Raw genomic sequence first — 25,205 nt, forward strand, 5'->3', positions numbered from 1 at the left:
ACAAAGCCGCACCCCACCGCATTCGGTGGGGTGCGGCTTTGTTTCTGCAAGCAATTCGCACGATCTGTAACAAACCTTCATCAATCGTGCATCGGACAGACACAACGCCCAGACAGTATGATTCCGGAGCACCGATAGTGGTGTATGGGTTGCTGAAGGTAAAACAGGGGAGTTTCATGCGTGCGAGGCGTCTCGTTGCGGTGTTGTCGGCACTTGCTGCGGCAGTAGTGGTACCGGTTGTCAGTGCTCCCGTGGCGTCGGCTGATCCCTGCCCCAGCCTGTACGTCGTGGCCATCCCGGGAACCTGGGAGCCCTCGGGCACCAGGCCCGGCGTCGGCATGCTCGCCCCGGTGACCAACGGGCTTCCGGGCTCCGTTCGCACCGATTACGTCACCTACTCGGCGACGGCCTTCCCGTGGGAGTCCAACGTCTACGCCAAGTCGAAGCAGCAGGCTGTCGACAATGCCCGCGGCATGATCGGCGCCATGGCCGCCTCGTGCGGTGACACTCGCTTCGCCATCGTCGGATACAGCCAGGGTGCCGACGCGGCAGGCGATCTCGCCGCCGAGATCGGAACCGGCATCGGCGTGGTCCCCCCGACTCGCGTCGAGGGCGTCGGCTTGCTGTCAGATCCCCGTCGTTCCGAGTCCGACGTCCTGATCGGCCCCGCTGTCGGCGGTAACGGTGCCAGCGGCCCTCGCATCGGTGGATTCGGTTGGCTGTCAGGCAAAACGGTGACGCTCTGCGCGGTCGGTGACCTGTACTGCTCGACGCCGAAGGACGATTTCGTGATGCGTCTGGCCGGATTCATGGCTCAGGCGTCCGATCCCACTCCGGCCAGTGCGCTCGCGCTGCGCGACGAGGCCGCCGTGATCGTCAATGATCTGATCACCGCAGGCGGTCTCCCCGCTTTGATGGCCCAGCTCGATCCGGGCGCGAACTCGCGGCGCATCGATCAACTGGTCGACTTCTACGGCTCGCAGGTCCACACCGACTACACGCGTTACGTCGTTGACGGCGCAGGCAATTCGGCTACATCCTGGCTGCACGGCTGGTTGGCCGGCAAGGCCTGATCAGCAGTACGTCTGCTCCGCCGTGTCGACGTAGATCTCGGCAACGCGCTGCGAGGACATCGGCGTGATCTGTGAGTACACCTCGCCGACGGAGTTGAACTCTGCCAGCACTTCGGACCGAGGCATACCGTCAGCGAGCGCCTTGCAGGTGCCGTCGGCGTAGAGGATCTCTGCGGAATCCATTCCGGCGGGCGGGATCCCGGCCAGACGCAGAGCGGCGATGTACCGCTGCCCCTTCTCGCCGGCGTTCGCGACGATCTCTTCCGGTGAGCGTGCATCGATTGGTGCGTTCGCCGGTGGCGCTACCGGTAGTGATACCGCCGGTGGCGTCGATTCGACGACGCTCGGCGCGGCTTTCGGAGTTGTTGCGGCGAGCGGGCTGGTCGGCAGCTCGGAAGGCGTACTGGGGGCAGTCGAACTCGACGTCGCCGCAACCGACGTGCTGGTGGCCGCAGAAGTGGATTCCGATGCGTCGCTGTCGGATTGGCTGCTGCAGCCGCTGAGGAGTAGGCCCGCTGCCGCGACGCAGAGGACCAGTCTGTTCGTGTTCATCACCCGTGAGTGTTACATACCGTACCGCTTATTTTGTCCGTTTTAAGGAAACTCCCTTTTGCCCTGTTTTTAAGTCGAAGTCCTGTGATATACATCTGTTCAGTTGTTACTTGTGAGTAGGAGCACACCGCAAAGACCTTGTCGGCGGCGGTCGAAACACAAGCAATGACTGCGAGTTTCGTCCCCCATCACATAAACGGCAGGGAGAAATCAGTGCAGAAATCTCACAAGAACGGCAACAGACGTCTCGGCACGCGCGTGGCCGTCATTGCAGGTACCGCAGGTGCGGTCCTCGCGTTCGCGGCGCCGATGGCCTCGGCTCAGGATCCGGTCGACAATTCGATACCCGGTGCCGTAGCGTGTCCGGCTACTGCCGAATCCTGTGTGTCGGTTGTGGTTCAGAGCGGAACCTTCGACAACAACGGCTTCAACCTCCCGATCGGAGAAGGCGACATGATCATCGCCGCCGAGGCCGGCTCCGGTGAAGGTGAGTCCACCGTTCTTCTCCCGCGCGACGACGGACACCACGGTGTCTACTCCAAGCCGTTGACCGTTCCGGGTGGAGTCCTCGGAATCGACCTGCCGTTCGGCAATCTGTTCGGCCTCGCCGCAGTCACCGCCGAGGTGGAGGCGACAGCTGCCCCGACCCTCAACGGCATCATCACCGACATGGATCTGAGCATCCCGGTGCGGATGAAGATCAACAACGCGTTCCTCGGTGACAACTGCTACCTGGGCTCCGCGGCTGCGCCGGTGAATCTTCGTCTGGCGCCTGACCCGTCGGTGGTACCGACCTACACGGTGCTCCCGGACAATGCACTGAAGGTGAGCCCGGTCGGGAACCAGGCCACCGGCTTCGCGCTGCCCGCCGCCAGTGGTTGCGGACCGTTCGGAGTGCTGAACCCGATCGTCAACTGGCGAGCAAAGGTACCGGCCACGTCGGGAACCTCGCTCAGCACGATCTCCGACGCCTACCTGTACCCGGGCGGCCTCACCGGTAGCGATCCTCTCGACGATCTCGGCGGCGGAACAGGATCCAGCGGTTCCAGTGGCTCGAGCGGTTCGTCCGGAAGCTCCGGTTCCTGAAAAATCGGAAGCCTAGACGCAGCGGTGGTGACGGAATGTCACCACCGCTGCGGCGTCCGACCTGTAATAACCTGTGCCTCAGGGTGGGCGAAGGCGGCACTCCATCAGGAGCACCTGCGCGGCCACGAAATCACAGGGGAGTCCTCAAACATGTTTCGAGACAGCGTTCTTGCCGGTCCGGTCCTGCGCCGGGGTGTGACGGCACTGGCAGTTGCGGCCGCAGCCACCATGTTTGTCGGTACTGCAGCGACGGCGGAGCCGGCGGCAGTCGTCGGTGAGGTGTCCGCGGACTCCATCGCGGCAGCCCGTGCGCAGGCCATCGGAACGACGGTCACCGTCGTGGGAACCGCGACTACGCCGTCGGGAGTCTTCGAATCCAGCTTCTACGACAAGGGCTTTGGTCTCCAGAGTGGCAATTCGGGCATTTACATCAGCGATCCGAACAACTCCGGGATTGCTCTCGGCGATCAGGTTCAGGTCACCGGAGTCCTCGCGGATCAGGAAGGCCTGCTCGTCGTCCGCCCGACTGCCGTCGAGGTAATCGGCACGACTACCCAGATCAGCCCGGCGCGACTGCCCCTCAATGCAATCGGTGAGGGCAGCGAAGGTCGTCTCGTGACGGTGTCCGGAATCGTGAGCGGACCCGTCGTCGACGATCTGCCGTACGGCCACAAGATCCTGGTCTCGGGCGCCGAGGGAAACACCGTCATCTTCGTCAACACACAGACCGGAATCGACCTCGATGCCGTCGCCGTCGGACGCCCGATCACCGTCACCGGTTTCAGTGGCCAGTACGCCAGCACCTACGAGGTTCTTCCCCGCTCGGAAGCCGATGTGCAGCAGGGTTTCACGGGCAGCCTGAGTTTCGGAAGCTGACCTAGATCTCGAACCGAGCTCCGACGCGCATCGACCCGGGAGACAACCGGCTGATCGTGCGTCCGAGCTTGGCTTCGACGGTCACGGGTACGACGGCCTTGTTCGTGCGAACGGCTTTCACGATGGCACTGGCCACTCGATCAGGAGTGAAGTTCCGCTTGCGGTAGAAGTTGTCGACCTTGGTCTGGTTCTCGAGCTGCTCCTCGGCGGTCGTGCCGGCGAACTCGGTGGTCTTGAGGATGTTCGTGTGAACGAGGCCGGGACAGATGGTGCTGACGCCGATGCCGTGTGGAAGCAGCTCTGCCCGTAGGCAATCCGAGAGCATGAATACCGCTGCTTTGCTTGTCGAATACGCGGTGAGGGCCTTCTGTGGTGTGTACGCGGCGGCCGAGGACAGGTTGACGACGTGCCCACCTGTTCCGCGGTCGATCATCATCGGGGTGAATGCCCGGCAGCCGTAGACAACTCCCCAGAAGTTGATGTCCATGACGCGCTCGAACTGGCGCTGCTCGGTGTCGGCGAACGTTCCCGAGAACCCGATTCCGGCGTTGTTGACGACGATGTCCGGTACGCCGTGATGTGCCGCGACGGTCTCCGCGAACCGAATCACGGCCTGTTCGTCGGACACGTCCACCTGATAGGCGTGGGCGCCGCCACCGAACACTGCTTCGGCGCCGCCCGCTTGCGAAGGGATGTTTACAAGTGCCGCAGTGTCCTGCGCGCTTTCGAGATTGATGTCGGAGACCACGACGATAGCTCCCTGGGCGGCGAAGGCGAGGGCCGTTTCACGCCCGATGCCGCTGCCCGCACCGGTGATCACCACCAGCGTGCCGGTGAGATCGCGCAGTCGACGCTGCAACTTCGTTCCGCGTCGCCAGCCGGTGACGTCCTTGAGTAGCCCCATTGGTTGCCCTTTTCGTGTGTACGTTTGTGGCGTGTGTCTCTAGCTGACTTCCCCTCTGCGAAAGGTATCCGATGAGCGAGCTTCGTGTAGTTGCAACCATCCCGGCCAAGTCCGGTTCCGAGGACGACGTCCGATCGGCTCTGACAACTCTCGCGGAGGCGAGTCGGTCCGAGGACGGCTGTGTGTCGTACGAGTTGTTCGAGTCAGCGGCTGCGCCCGGCACGTTCGTCACGATCGAAACTTGGCGCGGGCAGGAGGAGTTGGACGCTCACATGCAGTCCCCGCATCTGCAGGCCGCGCTGGCCGCCGCCGGACCACTTCTCGACGGCGCTCCGGCGATTCATCCGTTGAAAGGCGCCTGAATCAGAATGAATTCCTGACCTTCGCTAAGGGTCTGACCTGCGAATGTCGCTCGAAAACTGACCAATCGTCGCGCTCCATTCCACTGAGCGGGACCTGCGACTAATACCTGTGCCTTAAGTCACAAACTGTCTCGACAATGCTTCACATCACAGTTTCTGACCTGGAGGTTTTGAATGAGTCGCAGTTCTCGGCGCGGTCACCGCAAGGTTGCCGCCGTCGCGCTGGCAGTCTCCGCCGGCCTGTTCGTCTCGTCGTGCGCTGACAGCGGGAACGGGGGTGGGAGCGGCGACGCACCGGACTCCGGTTCGGGATTGTCCATCGGCCCGGTCAACGAGCAGTCCGGCGAGGGCGATCCGGTCAAGGGCGGCACCCTCACGTTCAGCGGGTACTCCGCCGTCACCAATCTCGATCCGGCGAAGACTCAGATCGCCGGTTCGGTCGCCGGTTCGGAGTTGGGCGCGATCTACGACACGCTCCTGCGGTACGACCCGGCATCCAAGGAATTCGTTCCGAAGCTCGCAGAGTCGATGGAGCCGAGTTCCGACTTCAAGACGTGGACCCTCGAACTGCGTGACGGTGTGAAGTTCAGCGACGGGACGCCGGTGGATTCGGCGGCCGTCTCGGCGAGCCTCAATCGCTACGTCACCAACAAGGGACCGCAGTCGAGTCTGTACGCGTCGAAGGTCGCGTCGGTAGACACTCCGGATCCGTCGACGGTCGTCTTCAATCTCGTCGACCCGTGGACCGGTATCGAGTCACTGCTCTCCACCGGCCCCGGCATGATTGTCGCGCCGAGCGCCCAGCAAGGTGATCAGTTCACCCCGATCGGCGCGGGTGCCTTCACCCTCGAGAAGTTCGCTCCCAACGAGGAATTGATCCTCGACGCTCGGGAGGACTACTTCGACGGTGCCCCGAACGTGGACAAGCTGCGGTTGATCAGCATCGTCGGTTCGCAGTCCACCACCGAATCGCTCAAGAGCGGCGGCACGGACGTCGCGTACATGCGGTCGCTACCGAACGTGCTGGATCTGATCGACTCCGGCTACCCGGGCTTCGTCGACATTCCGTCGCTGTCGTACCTGTCGCTGGTGAACACGGCACCCGGTCGTCCCGGTGCCGACGTGCGCATCCGTCAGGCATTGGCGCTCGCAACCGATCCTGTCGCACTCGACAACCGACTCAACGAGGGCAAGGGTCTGCCCGGGCAGGTCATCTTCCAGGACACCTCCCGCTGGCACAACGACGTCGCTCCGATCGGCGTCGACACCGCCAAGGCGAAGCAGCTTCTCGACGAGGCCAAGGCCGACGGTTACGACGGCAAGATCACATACCTGACGCTGCAGGAGAATTCGGCGCAGGCGATGGCTCTGGCACTGCAGTCGATGGCCAACGCCGTCGGTTTCGATTTCCAGATCGAGTACGTCAACTCGGTTGCCGACGTCGTCAAGCGTTTGTACGCCGACCGCGACTTCGACATGGCAACAGGTTCCGCCAACCTCGCGGAAGCCGATCCGTTCGAGCGTCTGTACTCCAATCTCAAGTCGGGTGGACGAAACAACGCCACGAGCTTCTCCGACCCCGAGATCGATTCGCTTCTCGACCAGTTGGGTGTCGCGACGTCGACCGACGCGAAGATCGAGGTGCTCGCCAAGATTCAAGAGCGGGCCAACGAGGTTGTGCCGTGGCAGGTTTACGGCAACACCCCGTGGCTCGGTGTGTGGGGACAGAACGTCCACGGCATTCAGCAGAGCCTGGACGGAATCATGTTCTTCGACAAGGCCTGGAAGAACTAGACAGCTGAAGAACTGACTGGACCCGAGAAGCGTCCCCGCGGGGACGCTTCTCGGCATCAGAGAGTGTGATAGATCAAGAAGTGAGATCGAGGGCGGCGCGGACGATGCTGTCGGAGTCGAGGCCGTGGTACCGGTAGACGTCCTCGAGCGAACCGACCTGACCGAACCGGCTCACTCCGAGCGCAGCACCCGGAACGTTGTTGATTCCCGTCAGGAACGCGAGGGTGTGCGGGTGCCCGTCGAGAACGGTGACCATCGGCGCGGACCGGCTGCTCGGAAAGACCTGATCCAGGATCCACGACGGACCGTCCGCGAGACCGCGCCGAGACTGGAGTGCTTCGAAGAGCAAGCCGGGGCTGGTCACGCACACGACGTCGGCGGAAATACCTTGCTCGCCCAGTCTTTCGGCTGCGACCAGTGTTTCGGTGACGGTGGCACCCATGCCGACCAGGGTGACGGCCGGATCAGGGTTGTGCCGCAGTGTGTACGCGCCGGCCACCACCTGACGTCGACGGCGTTCTCGCGCAGCCGGATCGGTCGGTACCGCGGCCAGGGCCTGGTCGACCGGACGGGTCGACAGACGCAGGTACGACGAGCTGCCGTCTGGTCGGCCCAGGCGTCCGATGCTGTCGAGGAGCGTCCACTCGACGTCGACGGCGAATGCCGGTTCGAAACTGACGCATCCCGGCTGTTCCAGTCCGATGGATGGGGTCTTGATCGACTGGTGCGCACCACCTTCGGCGGCCAAGGTGACGCCCGACGGAGTGCCGACCATGATCGACTGTCCACCGGCGTAGATGCCGTACGACCACGGTTCGAGAGCCCGCTCGATGAAGGGGTCGTACATCACGCCGATAGGGAAGAGTGGCTGGCCCCAACGACTCCAGGTTGCACCGAGTTCGCCCATCAGTCCGACCAGGTTGGTCTCGGCGATACCGAGTTCCATGTGCTGACCGGTGGGCTTCTCACGCCAGTGCATGATCGTTTCGGCGTCGTCGGCAAACCAGTTGTGCCGCTCGTCGGGGGACCAGACCCCGACCTTGTTCAGCCAGCCTGCGAGGTTGGTGGTGGAACTGACGTCCGGGCTCAGTGTGACAACACGTTTCGCGGCGTCCGGCGCTTCGCGGCTGAGGTCGAGTAGTACCCGGCCGAGAGCTGCCTGAGTGGTGGACGTGCCGGAGGGCGTACGGCCGATGTCTTTCGGAACTGCCGGGGGCACCAGATGCTCCACCTTCGGGCGAGTCAGGCGCCCAGCGGTTTCGGCGCAGATGCGGCCGGACGGGCTGTCGGTCTCGAACCGTTCCCAGGGCTTCGACGGATCCATGCCGAGTTCCGCCGCCAGGTGCTCGAACTGCTCGGCGGTGAGCAGCGACGAGTGGTTCTGCGGATGACCCTGCGTCGGCAGACCCCGACCCTTGATCGTGTACGCGATGATCACGGTGGGACGGGTGTCGTCGATCTGTGCGTACGCCTCTCGCAGAGCGTCGAGGTCGTGGCCACCGAGATTGCGGATGGCCTCGAGCACCGTGGCGTCGTCGAGGTCGTCGATCAGCGCCGTGATCGCGTCGGCGTCCGCCGCGTCGCCGGGCAGTCTCAGACGTACCTCGTCGGCCGTGCATCGCAGCAGGCGCTGGTACTCCGGATTCGGCATGTCCAGGATTCGTTCGCGCAACGCGGTGCCGCCCGGCCGGGTGAACAGTGATTCCAGCAGCGCACCGAACTTCACGGTGATGACCTGCCAGCCGGCACCCGAGAACATGCGCTCCAGGCGGGTTGCCGCGATGTTCGGCACCACCCGGTCGAGTGATTGGCGGTTGAGGTCGACTATCCACACGATCTCACCCAGTTCGGCAACCGAATGATCGAGAACTGCTTCCCACACAGCGCCCTCGTCGAGTTCGGCGTCACCGACCAGGGAGTACTGGCGCCCGGTTCCGGCGCCGCCGAGGGAGGCGTCGACGTATCGGCGAGCGATGGCGCCCCAGATGGGAGCCGTCGCGCCGATGCCCACCGAACCGGTCGAATAATCCACCGGATCAGGATCTTTCGATCGACTCGGGTAGCTCTGCAGGCCCCCGAATTCGCGCAGAGTCGTCAGGTAGGACTCGTCGAGTTCACCAAGCAGATAGTTGATGCCGTGGAGCACCGGCGCCGCATGCGGCTTGACGGAAACCCGGTCGCCGGAACGAAGTTGGCCGAACCACAGGGACGTCATGATCGAGACCATCGACGCGCACGAGGCCTGATGGCCGCCGACCTTGAGCCCGCTGGGGTTCGGTCGAACACGGTTGGCGTGATGGATCATCGCGGTCGACAACCACAGAACGCGCTTCTCGATCTCCGCCAGTGACTCGGGAGCGTTCTGGTCGATGTTGGGGCTGTTCACGGCCGGTCCTGCCTTCAGTAGTGGACATCGATCACCGCACCGCCTGTACCCCAGATCGTGGGGCCGACGATGTGGTTGTGATGTTTGGCAGGACTTCCTGAGGCCGAACCGTTCGGTGCGGCAAAGTCCAGCCGCACCTGTCGATCTGTTGTGCAGATTCTGCGTCAAAGTCCATCATCGGCATACAGATTGGGCAATAGCTACCCGGTGGATTGAGCAATGTGCGCAACACCGAGGCCTGTGCGCCGTGACAGGTGGGCACTATGCGCAGTGCACCGCCAGTCGCGCGCGGTCAGTCCATCAGGTCGTGGACGTAGCACCAGCGCCAGGATTCGCCGGGCTCGTGTGAGCGCATGACCGGGTGCCCGGTTTCGCGGTAGTGGTTGGTGGCGTGCTGATGAGGGCTGGAATCGCAGCATCCGACGTGGCCGCAGGACAGGCACATGCGCAGGTGAGACCAGTTATCCTCGCCCAACTCGGCGCACTCCTGGCAGACGCCGGGCGTCAGCGCCGCCGGGTCCGTTTCGGGCGCGTTGGTTAGTTCCTCGCAACCGGTGGGAGCGGGTGCGGGCTGCTGTGTGCGAGCTGCTGCTCGCTTCAGGATTTTCTTCATCGCCTTCCATACTGCATGCTGCCAGGGTGAACGGCATATTACTGGGGGTTGTAGTAGCGGCGTTGCTGGTGGCGGCGGTCGCGCGAAGGTTCGGGCTGTCTTCGCCGCTGATCCTCGTCCTGGTCGGTTTGATCGCCTGTCAGATACCGGGTGTTCCGGAATTGGAACTCGATCCCGACCTCGTCCTGTTCGTCGTGTTGCCTCCACTTCTGTACTCGGCAGCACTGGACAGTTCATACCTGGCTTTGCGCTCGAATCTGCGTCCGATCGGATTTCTCGCGGTGGGGCTTCCCCTGGCGACGACGGCTGCGGTGGGCTTTGTCGCCTACCTGATCGTGCCGGAGTTCTCGATAGCGGCTGCTCTGGTTCTCGGCGCCATCGTGGCGCCGCCGGACGCGGTGTCCGCGAGCGCAATCGGACGCAAGCTCGGCCTGCCGCGCCGAATCATGACCCTGCTGGGCGGGGAGAGCCTGCTCAACGACGCCACCGCTCTGACGGCGTACAAGGTCGCTCTCGCGGCTGCCGTCGGTACGGGTGCGACGCTGATCGGCGGCTTCGAGACCTTCCTCGTCGCGGCGGTCGGTGGAACGGTGATCGGCCTCGCGGTGGGGTTCGTCATCTCGAAGGTTCGCGGCAAGCTCCAGGATCCGGTGATGGAGAGCGGAATCGGATTGGTGGTGCCGTTCTTTACCTACCTCGCTGCGGAAGAGGTCCACGCGTCGGGCGTCATCGCGGTCGTCGTAGCCGGATTGTTCCTCGGCCAGCGCTCCACTCGCGCGAGTTATGCGACGCGTTTGCAGGACACGGCAGTGTGGAGGGCCGTCGACCTGATCCTGGAGTCGTTCGTCTTCCTGTTGATCGGTCTCCAATTGCCCAGTGTCGTCAACGGATTGCAGGGGTACAGCACTTCGATCGTCGTCTGGGCGTCGGTTGCCGTTCTCGTGACCGTCGTGGTGGTCCGAATCGCCTGGGTGTTCCCGTTCACGTACGTACCGCGCTGGCTGTCGCCGCGTATTCGAGCGAGGGAGCCGGAGATTTCGGCGCGGGCGGTGTTCGTCGTGTCGTGGGCCGGTATGCGAGGGGTCGTGTCGCTGGCAGCTGCCTTCGCCATTCCGCTGACGGTCAACAGTGGGGAGGACTTCCCGGGCCGTTCGCTGATCCTCTTCCTGACGTTTGTCGTCGTGGTCGGCACACTGTTGCTGCACGGCCTGACGTTGCCGTGGGTGATCCGTGTCCTCGGCGTGCAGGGGGACGAAGAGCAGTCCGACGCCCGCGCCGAGGCGGCAGCCCAGGACAAGGCTGCACGGGCCGCTGCGGCGCGGCTGGACGAATTGGTCGGAGCCGACGCCGACGACGTCCCTCAGGTCCGCAATCGTGCCGCGGACATCTTGCGAAGCTGGAACACCCACCGCGCGAACTCGGCGTGGGAGCGACTGGGACGCAGCGACGAGGATCTGGGGGAGAGCCCGTCGAACGCCTTCCGCTCGCTGCGCCTCGAGATGATCGATGCCGAGCGAGGCGTCTTCATCGCCGAACGCGATGCCGGCCGGATCGACGACGAGGTCCTCCGGAAGGTGCTTCGCGAGCTCGATCTCGAGGAAGCGACGCTCGACCGGGACTAGACCGGCTGGTCTGCTGTCCACGAAGGTAACCGCTGGCCAGGGTCGGTTTACCTGACTGTTGAGGCCTGCAACTTAACCGATTCCACTGAGCGAGACTCGATCCAATTTTCTGTGCCTCCCATCACAGACTGTTTCGTGTTCAACATCACGTCACGGTCTTACCCCGCCTTGGAGGCATTCGAATGAGTCGTAGTTCCCGCCGCGGAAGTCGCAGATTGGCTGCGGCTGCGCTGGCGATCACCGCAAGTATGTTCCTGGCGTCGTGCGCCGACAACGGCTCGAGCAATGGCGGCGGCGAATCCGCTGATTCCGGTTCCTCACTGAAGATCGGCATGGTCAACGAGCAGGCCGATCCCGGCACTCCCACCAAGGGCGGCACGCTGACGTTCAGCGGTTACTCGGCGGTCACGACTCTCGATCCCGCGAAGGCTCAGGTTGCCGGCGCCACCGGTGGCAGCGAGCTCAGCGCCATCTACGACGTGCTCATGCGTTACGACCCCATCGGGCAGAGGTTCGAGCCCAAGCTCGCTCAGTCGCTGGAAGCGAGTTCGGACAGCAAGACCTGGACGCTGAAGCTCCGCGACGGTGTGAAGTTCAGCGATGGCACAGCTCTCGACGCGAAGGCCGTCGCCGACAGCATCAACCGCTACGTCACCAACAAGGGACCTCAGTCGAGCCTGTGGGCTTCCAAGGTTGCCTCGATCGACACCCCCGACGCGACGACCGTAGTCTTCAACCTCGTTGATCCGTGGACAGGCATCCAGTCGATGCTCGCCACCGGACCCGGCATGATCGTCGCCCCGAGCGCCCAGCAGGGTGACCAGTTCACCCCGATCGGCGCCGGCGCCTTCACCCTCGAGAAGTTCGCTCCCAACGAGGAACTGCTGTTGGCTGCTCGCCCCGACTACTACGACGGCGCACCGAACATCGACAAGCTCAAGCTGATCAGCATCGTCGGCGCTCAGCCCACCGCCGAAGCACTCAAGACGGGCGGCATCGACGCCGCGTACATGCGTACGCTCACCCCGATCCTGGATCTGATCGAGTCGGGTTACCCCGGCTTCGTCGACATCCCGTCGCTCGGTTACATCGCCAACGTGAACATGGCCCCGGGCCGCCCGGGCTCGGATGTCCGTGTCCGCCAGGCGATGGCGCTGGCCGTCGATCCGGAGACGCTCAACACCCGCGTCAACAACGGCAAGGGACTGCCCGGCCAGGAGATCTTCCAGGACACCTCGCGCTGGCACAACGACGTCGCACCGATCGGCGTCGATCCCGCCAAGGCGAAGGAACTGCTCGATCAGGCCAAGGCCGACGGCTACGACGGAAAGATCACCTTCCTCTCCATCCAGGAACCGTCCGCACAGGCAACGGCTCTGGCCATCCAGGCGATGCTCAACGCAGTCGGCTTCGACGCTCAGATCGAATACGTCACCGGTGCAGGTGATCTGGTCAAGCGGATGTACGCCGATCACGACTACGACATGAGCACCGCAGCACTGAGCCTCGCCGAGGCCGATCCCTACGAGCGTCTGTACACGGGCATCAAGTCCGGTGGCCGTAACAACGCGACCGGCTACTCCGACGCCGAAATGGATGCTCTCCTGGACAAGTTGGGCGTCGCAACCACCGACGAGGACAAGAAGGCAGTCCTGGCCCAGATCCAGGAACGCGCCAACGAGACCGTCCCGTGGCAGGTGTGGGGCAACGTCGCCGCACTCGACGTGTGGAACCAGAACGTTCACGGACTCGAGCAGAGCCTCGACGGAATCGTGCTCTTCGACGGAGCTTGGAAGTCCTAGAGAGCCTGAAGTTCACAGCCGGCCCCGCGCCCGTATTGCAGCGGATCGGGGCCGGCTGCGAACGAAGAAATGAAATCAGAGGAACTGCTGTGTATTGCGAGCTCGCTGTCCGAAGGAGACGAAATCGATGAACATCGGCGCAATAGGTAAGAAATTGGGCCAGCTCGTCATTGTGATCCTGATCGTCAGCTTCGGAACCTTCGTGCTGGCATCACTGATCCCCGGCGATCCCGCTGTCTCCGTTCTCGGTGAAGGCCGAACGCCTGCCGAGTACGAGGAAGTTCGGCAGCAGCTCGGACTCAACGATCCACTCCTGGTTCGCTATTGGGACTGGCTGACCAGCGCTCTCCAGGGCGACCTCGGCAACTCGCTCGTTCCCCCGCAGCAGGACGTCCTCACCGCGATCAGTTCCGCTCTCCCCGTCAGCGTTCAGTTGGCAGTGATGGGTCTGGTCATCGCACTCGTCGTCGCAGTTCCGCTCGCACTCTGGTCGGCGCACCACGAAGGCGGCGTCATCGACCGCGTCATCAGCGCCGCGACGTTCGGTGTTCTTTCCGTCCCGAGCTTCCTCGCCGGTCTGTTGCTGATCATGGTCACCGTCAACTGGCTCGGCTGGTTCCCGCGATCACAGTGGGTGCGCATCGGCGACAGCCTGTCCGGAAACCTCTCACACGCAGTACTTCCCGCGATCACCATCAGCCTCCTCGAGATGGCGATGTTCACTCGCGTTCTCCGATCCGACCTGGTGACGACGCTCCGTGAGGATTACATCCTCGCGTCGAAGGCCAAGGGAATGCCCACGCTGCGAGTGCTTTTCAGCGACGCGCTCCGCCCGTCGTCGTTCTCGCTCATCACGATGATGGGTCTGGCTCTCGGCGGCATGATCGGCAGCACCGTGATCGTCGAGACGCTGTTCTCACTGCCCGGAATGGGCACGCTCATCGTCCGCGCAGCGCAGCAGGGTGATTCGCCGATGCTGCTGGGCGCGGTGGTCGTGATCGCGGTCATCTACGTCCTCGTCAACAGTGCGATCGATGTTCTGTACACCTATCTTGACCCGAGGAGTCGTCGTGTCCATGTCTGAAGTGACGCCAGACGGAGCGGCCCCGTCGCCGGCCCCGTCCGAGGTGATGACATACCGGCAGCAGACAGTCCTGCTGGCTCCCGGTCCCGTCGAGACGCTGGAACAGCCCAAGAATCTGGTCCTGATCGGATCGATTCTCACAGTGGTCGGCGTTGCGCTGCTCGGCACCGCACTCTTCGGTTCAGCGATCATGATGACCGTCCGCATCGTGCTCGCGCTCGTTGCCCTGGTTTTCCTCTTCAAGGGTCTCGGCAAACTCGGTACGTCCAAGTGGGGCAGTCAGTTCGATCTCTCGTACTGGTTGGCGTGCATCTGGCTGGGCGCGCTGATCCTGGCCGCGATCTTCGCGCCGCTGCTGCCACTCGGTGAGTACAAGGACACGGTCAAGACCTTGGCCGAGCCGGGCTTCGCCTCGCCGAGCCTGCTCTCCGATCATCCGTTGGGTACCAACAACTTCGGTCTCGACCTCCTCGCCCGCGCCCTGTTCGGTGCTCGCGCCTCCTTGACTGTCGCCATCTGCGCCGTGCTGATCGGCATGATCATCGGTGGCACCATCGGCGTCATGGCCGGCTATTTCCGTGGCAAGGTCGACGCCGTGGTCGGAATCCTGACCAACTCGCTGCTGGCCATTCCTTCTCTGGTGCTGCTCATCGCACTGGCCGCGGTGCTCACGTCGAACCTGCGCAACATCACCCTCGCACTGTCGATTCTCTGCATTCCCAGCATGGTTCGAATCGCCAGGGCAAACACCATCGTCGTCGCCCAACGGGAGTTCGTGCTTGCCGCGAGAGCCATGGGCGCCACCAAATGGCGCGTCATCTGGCGCGAGTTGGTTCCCAACGTCCTCGTTCCCGTCGCCGCGCTCGGACTGGTGGCCGTTTCCGGCCTGATCGTCGCGGAAGCATCACTGAGCTTCCTCGGACTCGGTATCGCACAACCTGATCCGACCTGGGGCAACATGATTGCGGAAGGTCAGGGCGGGATCGTGGAGAAGCATCCGTTCATCGTCCTGGTACCAGGCGTCTTCCTCTTCCTTACGGTGTTCTCCTTCAACCTCATCGGCGAGAAGTATCGGAGTAAGCTGTGACCACTTCAGCTCAGAACGGCGTTCCGCTGCTGCAGGCGGACAATATCAGAACCGTATTCGCCACTCCCCGTGGCCAGTTGCGAGCAGTCGACGGTGTCTCGATCCACGTCTCCGCCGGCGAAACTCTCGGCATCGTGGGTGAATCCGGTTCCGGCAAGTCGGTTCTCGGGCGCACTATCATGGGACTGCTCCAGAAGGGCCCGGCTCTCGACATCAGCGGGACGGTGACGTTTGCCGGCCGCGACATGTCGACGATGAAGAAGTCGGAGATGAAGCACTTCTGGGGACCCGAGATCGCCATGGTCTTCCAGGATCCGATGACCTCGCTCAATCCGTTCAAGCGCATCGGTACCCACATCACCGAATCCTTGAAGTTCCACCTGGGTCTGAAGAAGGACGCGGCCCGCGATCGCGCAGCGGAACTCCTGTCGATGGTGGGTATCCCCGAGCCCAAGCGTCGGCTCGACCAGTACCCCCACGAACTTTCGGGAGGTATGCGACAGCGCGTGGTCATCGCGATGGCGCTGGCTTGCGAGCCGAAACTGCTGATCGCCGACGAGCCGACCACCGCTCTCGACGTGACGGTGCAGAAGCAGATTCTCGATCTGCTCGCCTCACTCAACGACAAGCTCAACATGGCCGTCATTCTGATCAGCCACGACCTCGGTGTGGTCTCGGGTCGATCGGACCGTGTTGCGGTCATGTACGCCGGTTCCGTCGTGGAAACGTCGGCGACCGAAGAGTTGTTCACTCGTCCTCGCCACCCGTACACCGAAGCGCTGATGGCCGCGATTCCGCGACTCGAGTCACCGACGCACACAGTGCTGCAGACAATTCCGGGCGGTCTCCCGGACATGACGAAGCCGATCACCGGCTGCCGCTTCGCCGCCCGCTGCCGTTACGCCCAGGACGACTGCCTGACCGGCGACCCGGCCCTGGCTCCCGGCGGACCGGGGGACAACACAACCGAAAGCCACACGTTCGCGTGCCACTACCCGGTCGACACCCCCGAAGGCACAACGGCATTGGTCGCCAACGAGAAGGCCGGCACTACCGCAGCGGGCCTGACGCTCGCGGTGAAGGAGATGGTCTGATGACTGCAGCAACCGATACCAGGAAGCCCGAGACGGTGGACGCGGCCCTGACGGTCGAGGACTTGGTCGTCGAATTCAACGTCGGCAAGGGCCAGACCGTTCACGCCGTGTCCGGAATCAGCTTCACCGTCGCGCCGGGCGAAACCTTGGGCGTGGTCGGTGAATCCGGCTGTGGCAAGTCCACGGCGGGCCGGGCGATCATGCAGTTGCCCTCACCGACGTCGGGCTCGATCCGCCTCGGAGAGACGGAAATGACGGCACTGGGCGCGGAAGAATTGCGTCGCAGCCGCACTCAGTTGCAGATGATCTTTCAGGATCCCATCTCCTCCCTGAATCCCCGTCGCAAGGTCAAGGCTCTCATCACCGAGGGTCCGTCGATCTGGGGTGGAAAAGACAAGGCCGCCATCGAAGCTCGGGCGCGCGAGGTTCTTGCCGAGGTCGGGCTGGACCCGGACATGGTGTGGGATCGAACCCCACGCGAACTCTCGGGTGGTCAGTGCCAGCGCGTGTGCATCGCCCGCGCATTGATGCTCGACCCCAAGGTCCTGATCTGTGACGAGCCGGTCTCGAGCCTCGACGTGTCCGTGCAGGCGCAGATTCTGAACCTGCTCGAGGATGCGAAGAAGCGTCACGGGCTGTCTTTGCTGTTCATCGCGCACAACATGGCCGTAGTGAAGAACATCAGCGACCGCGTGATGATCATGTACTTGGGCCGCGTCTGCGAAATCGTTCCCGCAGAAGACATGCAGAACCGCGCGCTTCACCCGTACACGCAGCTACTGCTGGCGTCGATTCCCGATCCCGACGCCACCGTCACCGCGGCGCAGAACGTCGAGCAGAAGGTCATCGAACTGCCCTCGCCGCTCAATCCGCCCAGTGGCTGCCGCTTCCGCACGCGGTGCCCGCTGGCTACTGATCTCTGCGCCGAGGTAGTTCCCGAGCTGCGTCTCGTCGAGGGCGGCCATCAGGTGGCGTGCCACCACGTGTGACTACACGCGAAGCATGTTGCGTACGTGACCGGTTTCGTTGATCGACCCGACCCTGCGGCTTCCGTTTCGCGACACGAGAATGCGCGTGACGGACACGTACTCGATCGGGAAGGTCAACGGGCGCTCCAGTCCGAGCAGTTCCTGCAGAACGATGTTGACGACGCCGCCGTGGCAGAAGATCGCCACGGTGGCGTCGTTGTCCGTTGCCGCGACTATCTCGTCGATCGCACCGAGGACTCGCGCACGAAAGGCGTCGCCGTCCACCGACTCGGGGAGCCAGCCGGCTTTGATGCGCGCATAGGTTTCCGGCGCCCGCTCCAGGACCTCGTGCATCGGGATGTAGTGCGGCTGCTCGTAGTCGTATTCCGCCAGACCCTCGCGCTGGGTGACCGGAAGGCCCAATATCTGCGCTACCGGGGCTGCGGTCTCGAGTGCGCGCTTTTGCGGGCTGCTGAAGAGTCCGGTGATCCGGTACGGCGCCAGTGCTGCGGGCAGCCGTAGTGCCTGGGCACGACCTTCGTCGGTCAGCGAGGGATCTGCGCGGCCTTCGGTGACCTCGGCCAGTTCGGGGAGCGCGTGTCGGATCAGGAGTAGTTGCACCTACGTCACCTTGCCATGTAGAGATCGAACGCCACCACGAGGTTTCGGCCGTCGCGTTTTGCCTGGTACATCGCGTTGTCGGCGATATCGAGCAGAGTCTCCATGCCCGGCATCGCGCGATCGGCCCAGGCGACGCCGATACTGACCGTTCCCGCGAAACCGCGAATGGATCGCGCGTGGGCCTCTTGCGCCTCTCTGATGCGCTCCGCGAGCTGGATGGCTTCCTCGAAGGTGCAGTCGGCGGCGGCGACGGCAAATTCTTCACCACCCAGTCGGCCGGAGAGTCCCAGCCCTTCGGTAGCGGCGAGGAGGGTGTTTCCGAACTGTTCGAGGACGGAATCGCCGGTGAGGTGGCCGAGGTTGTCGTTGATCGATTTGAAGTGGTCGAGATCGAGCATCATGACGGCGATCGGTCGTTGCGCCGCGTGCTGGGCGTCGAGGAGTTCCTGCGATTGGGTCCAGAACGCGTGGCGACTCAGCGTTCCGGTGAGGGCGTCGCATTCGGCGATGCGTTGGAGTTCTCGCTCAGCGCGCCGCTGTGCGCCAGTGGCGACGGCTACGGCGATGGGGGAGAGTGCCATCAAGATGACGGAGATCCGGGTGGTCACCCCCTCACTGAGTAGGTGCACCGGATCTGCCAGTGCCAGACGTCCCTTACCCGCCATGACCAGTGCCCACGCGCTCCATCCGGCTGCCAGGAGCGAAGTGCTGAACAGTGAGACACGCATTGCGCACCACAGGAGCGCCGGCATCGGCAGCAGCAGCGCAAGGGCTCCCTGGACCTCCAGGGCGAGTGGCAGACAGGCCAGGAGAGCGGCCAGAGGTGCCAGGATCTGTGCGAGCCGCCTCAAGCGCAGACTCTGCCGCACGGACGGCCCGCAGGTTCTTCGAATGTGTTCGAGCGTCGGTGCCGACAGAACGATCGGCAGCACGATCAGATACGTACACAGGTCGGCGAAGAACCACCCCACCAATTCCGTTGCCGCACCGCTTCCTTCGTGGAGTTGAGTGCGTAGTGCGCTGGCGGACCCGGCCGTGAACGACGCCAGAACCGAGATGAGGAAGATTCTGGCCGTGTACTTCGTCTCGGAGATTCGCCGTGGAAAGCAGCCGAGCAAGTTCGCGGCGATCAATCCTGTCGTGACGCCGACCAGATTGATCGCATTCAGTTCGAAGGCCCTCTGCACGGGGCTTCCGGTCGCAAGATCCGCCGTCAGCAGCGCTGCGCCGCCGACAGCGAGTCCGATCGGCGCAAACGAGCGTGGGTTACGGAGGAGAATGCCCAGAAGGATCGCGTTGGCGGGCCAGAAGGTCGACAGAAAACCGGGCGGACGGGCGGCGATGCCCGCCAGGGCGACAACGAGGATCGCCACGAAAATCAGGCACGAGCGCACCCGACGTGTCGAACGGTCCATGGTCAGCCTGTCGTAGAAAGCAGAAGCTGTCCGAGACTAGCAATGATCCGGCTACTGTCCGAGTTGTAACTTTAAGTGTCATCCCCGACGGTTCGGCTGCGTGAGGCGCCGAATCAAGTTCGCCAACTCCTCGGGTTGATCGATCATCGCGTGGTGATGCGCCGGGCGCAGGACGTGAAAACTCCCGCCGAGGTAGGTGGCGAGTTTCTGCTGCTTTGCCATCCAGGCGATGGACCAGGGAGTGGTGTGGCCAGTGTGTGCAGCAACGACGCTGAGGTCGATGTCGGGCAGTGGATGCTTGCTCGAGCGTCGTAAAGCGGTGAGCTCCAGCGCCATATCGGTGTACGCGACGTATTCGATCATCGCCGCTTCCAGATAATGAGGCTCGCGGTAGATCTTCCGCACCCATTCGAGAGTGGCTTCGGACGACCCGCTCGGCGGCACGGACTGGTTGAGGATTTTGCGCGTCGTCGTACCGAGGAGTCGTTGGAGCCCGGTGGTGCTGAACGAAGCCGCGGCGGCTCGGGAGGCGATCAGCAGCAGGTCGCGGGGGAAAAGACGTTTCGGCTCCTTCTCGGCACTGGAATCGAGGAGGAGCATCCCCGCCGCCCGATCGGGGAACAGGCGCGCGAAGCCTTCGACGTAGAAGCCGGCGATGGAGTGGCCGACCACCACGGCCGGACCACTCAGTCCCAGAATGTCGAGCACGTCGCGGATCCGCTCAGCTTCGCCGCGGACGGTCGGAACTTCGGAAGTAGGCTCGCTGAGCCCGAAGCCCGGGCGATCGAAGCGGACGACGGTGTGGTCCGACTGAAGATGACGCGCGCAGTCATCCCAGTCGAACCAATTGCCCGCCAGCCCACCGCACAGGACGACGACGGGGCCGTCGCCCTCGGCAAGAACATGCAGTCGGCTCTCGCCGACCTGCAAGATCTCGCCCGGTGGTTTCACGTGGAACAATTCCGGCACGCGAGAATCCGGACTACTGACGCGGTTTCGCGAGGGGGAAGGCCAGCGTCTCGCGGATGCTGCCACCCGTGATCAGCATGACGATTCGGTCGACGCCCATCCCGAGACCACCCGTCGGCGGCATCGCGTGTTCGAGGGCTTGGAGGAAGTCTTCGTCCAATTCCATCGCTTCCGGGTCGCCGCCGGCCGCGAGCATCGACTGCTCGGTGAGCCGGTTGCGCTGATCCACAGGGTCGGTCAGCTCGCTGTATGCGGTTCCGAGTTCGACGCCCCACGCCACCAGGTCCCACTTCTCGGCGACGCCGGGGATGCTGCGGTGCGGCCGGGTGAGCGGCGACATCGAGGTGGGGAAGTTGGTGTAGAACGTCGGGAACTCCGTGTAGTCCTCGACCAGGTGCTCGTACATTTCCTGCGCGATGGCGCCGGTATCCCAGCTGGACTGGTACGGGATCTCGTTGGCGTCGCACAACTTCTGCAGGTCTTCGAGACTTGTCTCGGGGGAGACGTCGACACCAAGTTTTTCGGCGACGGCGCCGTGCATCGTCTTCACCGGCCACTCACCGGAGATGTCGACCTCGACCAGTTCGCCGTCCGGGCCGGGACGCATGATGATCTCGCGACCGAATGCTGCGACGGCCGCCGCCTGGATCAGCTCGCGGCACATCTGCATCATGCCCTCGTAGTCGCTGTGGGCTTCGTAGGCCTCGAGGATCGTGAATTCGGGATTGTGTTTGAAGTCGACGCCCTCGTTGCGGAACACGCGGCCGATCTCGAACACCTTCTCCATACCGGCGACGCACAACCGCTTCAGGTACAGCTCGGGTGCGATGCGGAGATAGAGGTCGAGGTTGTACGCGTTGATGTGTGTCAGGAACGGAGCGGCATTCGCTCCGCCGTGCACCTGCTGCAGAATCGGGGTCTCGACTTCGAGGTATCCGCGACCACCGAGTGAATCGCGCAGCGACTTCACGACGGCGCTTCTAGCCTCGAGAAGTTCGCGGGCCTTCGGGTTGAGGGCGATGTCGAGGTACCGCTGGCGGACACGGGTCTCGGGATCCGAGAGGCCCTTCCACTTGTCCGGCAGCGGGTGCAGGCACTTGCCGTTCATGCGCCACTCGACGGCGATGAGCGACAGCTCGCCCTTGCGGCTGCGCCCGATGGTTCCGCTGACTTCGATCAGGTCACCGAGATCGAACTCGGCAGCGAACTCCGCCAACTTCTCGCGGCCGACGTTGTCCTGGTCGACCAGAACCTGGATGTCGCCGGACCAGTCGCGCACGTCCGTGAACACCACTCCGCCGTAGTCGCGGACCCGCAGGAGGCGTCCCGCGATTCGCACGCGGGTGCCCTCCGGTGACTTCGCTGCGGCCGCGATCGTGTGCGTCGGTGGATAGGCGACGGGGTAGGCGGCGATCCCTTCGTCGGCCAGTTGCGCGAGCTTGTTCATGCGCACGCGGACCTGCTCGGGTCGACGCGGACCGTTGGTCGTGAACGTCGGAGCCGAGTCCGGCGGGCTGCCGTCGGCATGCAGTCCTTCGGAAGTCACCAGAGCTGCCGGCACCGCCGCATGCGTGCCGGTGTGCTTGACGACCTGGCTGGACTTGCGCCCGAAACTGGGCAGCACCACAAAGCCTTCGGCGATGGCCGACGCGAATCCGACGCGCGGCAGTTCGCGGTTGTCCTCGAAGCAGAGGAAGCGCGGCGCCCAATCCGGCTGGTATTTCACGTTCGAGCGGTACAGCGCTTCGAGCTGCCACCAGCGGGAGAAGAAGACGAGCACCGAGCGCCAGATGCGGAGGATCGGGCCCGCGCCGATGCGCGAACCTTCCTCGAACACCGAGCGGAACACGGCGAAGTTGAGCGAAACTCGCACGACGCCGATCTCGTCCGAACGTGTGGCCAACTCCGAGACCATCAATTCGACGACACCGTTGGGCGCCGTCGGCTTACGGCGCATCAGGTCGAGCGAAACACCGTTCGGTCCCCACGGCACGAGCGAGAGCATGCCGACGACGCTTTCGTCCTCGGTGCCTTCACCCATGACGGCTTCGACGAGGAGGCAATCGCCGTCGAGGTGATCGCCCAGTCGGCCGAGCGCCATGGAGAAGCCGCGCTCGGTGTCGGTGTCGCGCCAGTCGTCGGCGCGGATGATGACGGCTGCCATGTCCTCGGGCGGGATGTCGCGATGGCGTCGCATCCGCACGGTGACGCCGTGACGCCTCACGCGAGTGACGGCCTGGCGCACCGGGCGCATGTCGCGTCCGTTGAGATTGAATTCGCGGGTGCGCAGGATCGCTTCGTCGCCGAGCTGCAGGACGCTCAGGCCCGCCTTCTTGTATGCCGTCGCCCCGGTTTCGCTGGCGCCCATGACGGCCGTCGCCCAGCCGTACTGCGATGCGAGCCCCTGCCACGCTTCGATGGCGTGCGGCCACGCTTCAGGATCACCGATGGGATCACCACTGGCGAGGCAGACGCCGATCTCGACGCGGTACGTGATCGCGGCCTTGCCGCTCGGTGCGAAGATGACGGCCTTGTCGCGGCGGGTGGCGAAGTAGGCGAGCGAATCGTCGGCGCCGAAGTTCTGGATCAACCCGCGGATCGCGGACTCGTCGTTTCCGGTGAGCGCGTTGTTGGAGCGTTGCGCGCGGAAGAGCGTCATGACGGCTGCGAGTAGCGCGATGGCACCGAGGAGACCGAGGACCGTGTTGACGAAGACACGCGGGTGGCCGTCGAACACCTCGTTGTCGACCGAAGCTGCAGCGGTGACGCGGTTCAGGGCCCAGAGGAATCGCTGGTTCTGCGGTAGGTCACCTGGGAAGAGTTCGACAAGGCCCCAACCGATCACGGTCGCTACAGCCATGCCGCCGATCAGTACGCCGAGTGCTTTCCAGCCGGCGCCGCGCCGTACGCGTGTGTAGAACTCGGGCCTCGCCGCGATGAGGATTCCGATCACGACAAGCAGAACGACAACCGCCACGGCGTTGTTCGGGTTCTTGTCGACGATCGCGGAGGCGATGTTGGTGAGGGTGATCAGTGACAGGTAGATCGTCAACAGCCACCAGGCGATGCGCTTGCGGCTCGCGAGGGCGGCGGCGAGCAGGGCGACGACGAGCGCCCACGACAGGCTCGTATCCGGTGCGTCGAAGTAGTAGCTGTCGATGTATTCGCGTGGGACGCGGAGGATGTGCCGCAGTACCGGCGAGATGCTCCACAGGAACACCAGTACGGAGAAGACTCCGAGGATCAGTCCCGAGATATGGGGAACCTGGCTGAACCGCCCTTTGCGGAATCGACGCGCCTGGCGCGGATTTTCGGGTGGCGATTCCACCAACTCTGCAGTGGTGTCCGATACCTCGGTCAATGGTGCCATCGAGCTTCCTCTCCTACCGGTCGATCAGATCCTCACGCTAAGTGTGGTCTGTCGTGTCCAGTTTTGTGGGAGGAGGAAGATGATTGACATGACCGACAACATTCCAGCAGTACCCATCCGCGACGAAATGATTCGGCTCGGTCAGTTTCTCAAGCTCGCGAACCTCATCGAATCGGGCGCGGAGGCGAAGGAAGTGATCGCCGACGGCATGGTTTCGGTCAACGGTGAGGTCGAAGATCGTCGGGGCCGCCAGCTTCGTGACGGCGATGTCGTCGAGATCGGCGGGATGGCCGCCAAAGTGGAAGCCCCCGCCTGATCCCGCGACTTCTGACTAGCTTTCGCGAACGACGACGCCGTCCTGGTCGCTGTAGACGATCTCGCCGGGGTTGAAGGTGACTCCGCCGATTTCGATCGGCACGTTCTTCTCGCCCGAACCGGTTTGCGTGCTCTTGCGCGGGTTGGTGCCCAAAGCCTTGACGCCGATGTCGAGGGTGCGCAGGATCGCGGAGTCGCGGACGGCTCCGTTGACGATGACGCCGGCCCAGCCGTTGTCGACGCCGCGGCCGGCAATGATGTCGCCGACCAGCGCGGTGTGGATGCTCGCGTCACCGTCGACGACGAGGACTCCGCCGTTGCCCGGTTCGCTGAGGGTCTGCTTAACGAGCAGGTTGTCCTGGAAGCACTTGATGGTGGTGATGGGGCCGGCAAAGACTTCACGTCCACCGAACTGGGTGAACTGCGTGTCGCAGCTACGAATGTCGGGTCCGATCTCGTCGGCAAGGTCAGCGGTCGCTACAGGCTCGGTCATGCCCCACAGGATAGTCGGCGAGGTTGGCGCCTAGTTGTCGTCGGGGAGTATTCCGTTCAGCACTATGTCGGCAAGAGAATCAGCAAACGGTCCCGGGTCCGAGACGTCACGAACCGACAGCGCGAAGATGGCCGCGCCCGCCATGATGTCGAGAAGAGCGTCGGCGTCGACGCCGCTTCGGATGTCGCCGCGCTCTCTCGCCGCCTCGAGTCGACGGTTCAGCTCGACGCGGACTCCGGCCAGTTGCCGCACCACGAGAACGTCGCGTAATTCCGCGTTTGTTCGCACTTCGCTCATCAATCCGGGAGCAGCGGCTCGTGTGGCGGGAGCTGCGAACAGAGCAACCGCGCCGTGCACCAGCGCGCGGATCTGATCCGTGATCGTGCCCTCGGTGCCGAGTTCGGTGTCGATGTCCGCGCCCTGTTCGACGTCGAGTACGGGGTAGATCGCGTCGTTGACGATGTGTGCCTTCGACGGCCACCGACGGTAGATGGCTGGACGTCCTACTCCCGCACGCGTGGCTATGGCGTCGATGGACGTGCCCGCGTACCCCTTTTCTTCCAACAGTTGCCTGGTCGCGTCCAGTACTGCGTCGTCGATTGCAGGGTTTCGCTGCGGGCCCAGGCGGTGCTGAGTTTCGGAATCTTTGGACATTTTGGGCAAATCCCTTGCGGTATCGCTGTGATGGCCGTTACATTCTGTCACGGCTTTAGTCGATA

Annotated in this window: 22 protein-coding genes; 12 read left to right on the plus strand and 10 right to left on the minus strand. The window is 63.7% G+C overall.

Annotation, left to right across the window (positions count from 1 at the left end):
* Window positions 1-176: 176 nt before the first annotated feature.
* Window positions 177-1,073 (plus strand): cutinase family protein, encoded by an 897-nt coding sequence (locus ASU23_RS01210; protein ID WP_172826979.1) that lies wholly within the window; start codon window positions 177-179, stop codon window positions 1,071-1,073.
* Here ASU23_RS01210 and ASU23_RS01215 read toward each other — a convergent pair whose 3' ends face one another.
* Window positions 1,074-1,625, minus strand: a complete 552-nt coding sequence (locus ASU23_RS01215) for a DUF732 domain-containing protein (protein WP_058036991.1) — start codon at window positions 1,623-1,625, stop codon at window positions 1,074-1,076.
* Between the two features lie 213 nt (window positions 1,626-1,838).
* Here ASU23_RS01215 and ASU23_RS01220 point away from each other — a divergent pair, with 213 nt between their 5' ends.
* A complete protein-coding gene (locus tag ASU23_RS01220) occupies window positions 1,839-2,711 on the plus strand; it encodes a hypothetical protein (protein ID WP_058036992.1) in 873 nt (290 codons plus the stop codon).
* Window positions 2,712-2,861: 150 nt separating this feature from the next.
* Window positions 2,862-3,587, plus strand: coding sequence for a hypothetical protein (locus tag ASU23_RS01225; RefSeq protein ID WP_058036993.1), 726 nt, complete (start codon window positions 2,862-2,864; stop codon window positions 3,585-3,587).
* Between the two features lies 1 nt (window position 3,588).
* On the opposite strand, the gene ASU23_RS01230 is transcribed toward ASU23_RS01225, so the two are convergent.
* Entirely contained in the window at window positions 3,589-4,491 is a 903-nt protein-coding gene (locus ASU23_RS01230) for an SDR family NAD(P)-dependent oxidoreductase (protein ID WP_003943614.1), read from the minus strand.
* 71 nt (window positions 4,492-4,562) lie between these two features.
* Here ASU23_RS01230 and ASU23_RS01235 point away from each other — a divergent pair, with 71 nt between their 5' ends.
* Complete coding sequence (locus ASU23_RS01235; protein WP_003943546.1) at window positions 4,563-4,853, plus strand: putative quinol monooxygenase; 291 nt, start codon at window positions 4,563-4,565, stop codon at window positions 4,851-4,853.
* Window positions 4,854-5,027: 174 nt separating this feature from the next.
* Entirely contained in the window at window positions 5,028-6,647 is a 1,620-nt protein-coding gene (locus tag ASU23_RS01240) for an ABC transporter substrate-binding protein (RefSeq protein ID WP_003943604.1), read from the plus strand.
* Between the two features lie 73 nt (window positions 6,648-6,720).
* On the opposite strand, the gene ASU23_RS01245 is transcribed toward ASU23_RS01240, so the two are convergent.
* Together ASU23_RS01245 and ASU23_RS01250 are read right to left on the minus strand one after the other, a co-directional pair.
* On the minus strand, window positions 6,721-9,033 hold the full coding sequence (locus ASU23_RS01245; protein WP_058036994.1) for a pyruvate dehydrogenase: 2,313 nt from the start codon (window positions 9,031-9,033) through the stop codon (window positions 6,721-6,723).
* A gap of 292 nt (window positions 9,034-9,325) precedes the next feature.
* Window positions 9,326-9,646 (minus strand): UBP-type zinc finger domain-containing protein, encoded by a 321-nt coding sequence (locus ASU23_RS01250; protein WP_003943615.1) that lies wholly within the window; start codon window positions 9,644-9,646, stop codon window positions 9,326-9,328.
* Window positions 9,647-9,672: 26 nt separating this feature from the next.
* On the opposite strand from ASU23_RS01250, the gene ASU23_RS01255 reads away from it, so the two are divergent.
* The 6 genes from ASU23_RS01255 (at window position 9,673) to ASU23_RS01280 (ending at window position 17,324) form a co-directional block, all read left to right on the plus strand.
* Window positions 9,673-11,268: a Na+/H+ antiporter gene (locus tag ASU23_RS01255; protein ID WP_030536674.1), complete on the plus strand. Its 1,596-nt coding sequence runs from the start codon at window positions 9,673-9,675 to the stop codon at window positions 11,266-11,268.
* Window positions 11,269-11,450: 182 nt separating this feature from the next.
* Complete coding sequence (locus tag ASU23_RS01260) at window positions 11,451-13,070, plus strand: ABC transporter substrate-binding protein (protein ID WP_058036995.1); 1,620 nt, start codon at window positions 11,451-11,453, stop codon at window positions 13,068-13,070.
* 127 nt (window positions 13,071-13,197) lie between these two features.
* Window positions 13,198-14,154 carry an ABC transporter permease gene (locus ASU23_RS01265; RefSeq protein ID WP_058036996.1) on the plus strand — a complete coding sequence of 319 codons (957 nt, stop codon included), beginning with the start codon at window positions 13,198-13,200 and terminating at the stop codon, window positions 14,152-14,154.
* Window positions 14,147-15,241, plus strand: coding sequence for an ABC transporter permease (locus ASU23_RS01270; RefSeq protein ID WP_230359944.1), 1,095 nt, complete (start codon window positions 14,147-14,149; stop codon window positions 15,239-15,241). Before ASU23_RS01265 ends, ASU23_RS01270 begins: the two co-directional genes overlap by 8 nt.
* Window positions 15,238-16,335: an ABC transporter ATP-binding protein gene (locus tag ASU23_RS01275; RefSeq protein ID WP_003943600.1), complete on the plus strand. Its 1,098-nt coding sequence runs from the start codon at window positions 15,238-15,240 to the stop codon at window positions 16,333-16,335. The genes ASU23_RS01270 and ASU23_RS01275 overlap by 4 nt, the downstream gene beginning before the upstream one ends.
* Window positions 16,335-17,324: an ABC transporter ATP-binding protein gene (locus ASU23_RS01280; protein ID WP_042453339.1), complete on the plus strand. Its 990-nt coding sequence runs from the start codon at window positions 16,335-16,337 to the stop codon at window positions 17,322-17,324. The genes ASU23_RS01275 and ASU23_RS01280 overlap by 1 nt, the downstream gene beginning before the upstream one ends.
* On the opposite strand, the gene ASU23_RS01285 is transcribed toward ASU23_RS01280, so the two are convergent.
* The 4 genes from ASU23_RS01285 to lysX form a co-directional block, all read right to left on the minus strand.
* Entirely contained in the window at window positions 17,325-17,924 is a 600-nt protein-coding gene (locus ASU23_RS01285; protein WP_003943544.1) for a histidine phosphatase family protein, read from the minus strand. It lies immediately after the preceding gene.
* A gap of 5 nt (window positions 17,925-17,929) precedes the next feature.
* On the minus strand, window positions 17,930-19,339 hold the full coding sequence (locus ASU23_RS01290) for a diguanylate cyclase (RefSeq protein WP_003943555.1): 1,410 nt from the start codon (window positions 19,337-19,339) through the stop codon (window positions 17,930-17,932).
* A 78-nt stretch (window positions 19,340-19,417) separates the two neighbouring features.
* Window positions 19,418-20,308, minus strand: coding sequence for an alpha/beta fold hydrolase (locus ASU23_RS01295; RefSeq protein ID WP_003943576.1), 891 nt, complete (start codon window positions 20,306-20,308; stop codon window positions 19,418-19,420).
* A 13-nt stretch (window positions 20,309-20,321) separates the two neighbouring features.
* Window positions 20,322-23,678 carry a bifunctional lysylphosphatidylglycerol synthetase/lysine--tRNA ligase LysX gene (gene lysX / locus ASU23_RS01300; protein ID WP_058036997.1) on the minus strand — a complete coding sequence of 1,119 codons (3,357 nt, stop codon included), beginning with the start codon at window positions 23,676-23,678 and terminating at the stop codon, window positions 20,322-20,324.
* An 88-nt stretch (window positions 23,679-23,766) separates the two neighbouring features.
* On the opposite strand from lysX, the gene ASU23_RS01305 reads away from it, so the two are divergent.
* Window positions 23,767-23,994: an RNA-binding S4 domain-containing protein gene (locus tag ASU23_RS01305; RefSeq protein ID WP_003943569.1), complete on the plus strand. Its 228-nt coding sequence runs from the start codon at window positions 23,767-23,769 to the stop codon at window positions 23,992-23,994.
* A gap of 15 nt (window positions 23,995-24,009) precedes the next feature.
* Here ASU23_RS01305 and rraA read toward each other — a convergent pair whose 3' ends face one another.
* Both rraA and ASU23_RS01315 read right to left on the minus strand, forming a co-directional pair.
* A complete protein-coding gene (gene rraA, locus ASU23_RS01310; RefSeq protein ID WP_003943552.1) occupies window positions 24,010-24,486 on the minus strand; it encodes a ribonuclease E activity regulator RraA in 477 nt (158 codons plus the stop codon).
* A gap of 30 nt (window positions 24,487-24,516) precedes the next feature.
* The gene (locus ASU23_RS01315; RefSeq protein ID WP_003943532.1) at window positions 24,517-25,140 is read right to left on the minus strand and encodes a TetR/AcrR family transcriptional regulator; all 624 of its coding nucleotides are present in this window, start codon (window positions 25,138-25,140) and stop codon (window positions 24,517-24,519) included.
* Between the last annotated feature and the right edge of the window lie 65 nt (window positions 25,141-25,205).

Source organism: Rhodococcus sp. KB6 (assembly GCF_001445685.1).
In the GTDB taxonomy this organism is placed as follows: domain Bacteria; phylum Actinomycetota; class Actinomycetes; order Mycobacteriales; family Mycobacteriaceae; genus Rhodococcus_F; species Rhodococcus_F qingshengii.

Bases quoted from the DNA above. Each gene is read 5' to 3' on its own strand.
- ASU23_RS01210 (WP_172826979.1), top strand. From the start codon at position 177: ATGCGTGCGAGGCGTCTCGTTGCGGTGTTGTCGGCACTTGCTGCGGCA.
- ASU23_RS01215 (WP_058036991.1), bottom strand. From the start codon at position 1,625: ATGAACACGAACAGACTGGTCCTCTGCGTCGCGGCAGCGGGCCTACTC.
- ASU23_RS01225 (WP_058036993.1), top strand. From the start codon at position 2,862: ATGTTTCGAGACAGCGTTCTTGCCGGTCCGGTCCTGCGCCGGGGTGTG.
- ASU23_RS01230 (WP_003943614.1), bottom strand. From the start codon at position 4,491: ATGGGGCTACTCAAGGACGTCACCGGCTGGCGACGCGGAACGAAGTTG.
- ASU23_RS01235 (WP_003943546.1), top strand. From the start codon at position 4,563: ATGAGCGAGCTTCGTGTAGTTGCAACCATCCCGGCCAAGTCCGGTTCC.
- ASU23_RS01240 (WP_003943604.1), top strand. From the start codon at position 5,028: ATGAGTCGCAGTTCTCGGCGCGGTCACCGCAAGGTTGCCGCCGTCGCG.
- ASU23_RS01250 (WP_003943615.1), bottom strand. From the start codon at position 9,646: ATGAAGAAAATCCTGAAGCGAGCAGCAGCTCGCACACAGCAGCCCGCA.
- ASU23_RS01260 (WP_058036995.1), top strand. From the start codon at position 11,451: ATGAGTCGTAGTTCCCGCCGCGGAAGTCGCAGATTGGCTGCGGCTGCG.
- ASU23_RS01265 (WP_058036996.1), top strand. From the start codon at position 13,198: ATGAACATCGGCGCAATAGGTAAGAAATTGGGCCAGCTCGTCATTGTG.
- ASU23_RS01270 (WP_230359944.1), top strand. From the start codon at position 14,147: ATGTCTGAAGTGACGCCAGACGGAGCGGCCCCGTCGCCGGCCCCGTCC.
- ASU23_RS01280 (WP_042453339.1), top strand. From the start codon at position 16,335: ATGACTGCAGCAACCGATACCAGGAAGCCCGAGACGGTGGACGCGGCC.
- ASU23_RS01290 (WP_003943555.1), bottom strand. From the start codon at position 19,339: ATGGACCGTTCGACACGTCGGGTGCGCTCGTGCCTGATTTTCGTGGCG.
- lysX (WP_058036997.1), bottom strand. From the start codon at position 23,678: ATGGCACCATTGACCGAGGTATCGGACACCACTGCAGAGTTGGTGGAA.
- ASU23_RS01305 (WP_003943569.1), top strand. From the start codon at position 23,767: ATGACCGACAACATTCCAGCAGTACCCATCCGCGACGAAATGATTCGG.
- rraA (WP_003943552.1), bottom strand. From the start codon at position 24,486: ATGACCGAGCCTGTAGCGACCGCTGACCTTGCCGACGAGATCGGACCC.
- ASU23_RS01315 (WP_003943532.1), bottom strand. From the start codon at position 25,140: ATGTCCAAAGATTCCGAAACTCAGCACCGCCTGGGCCCGCAGCGAAAC.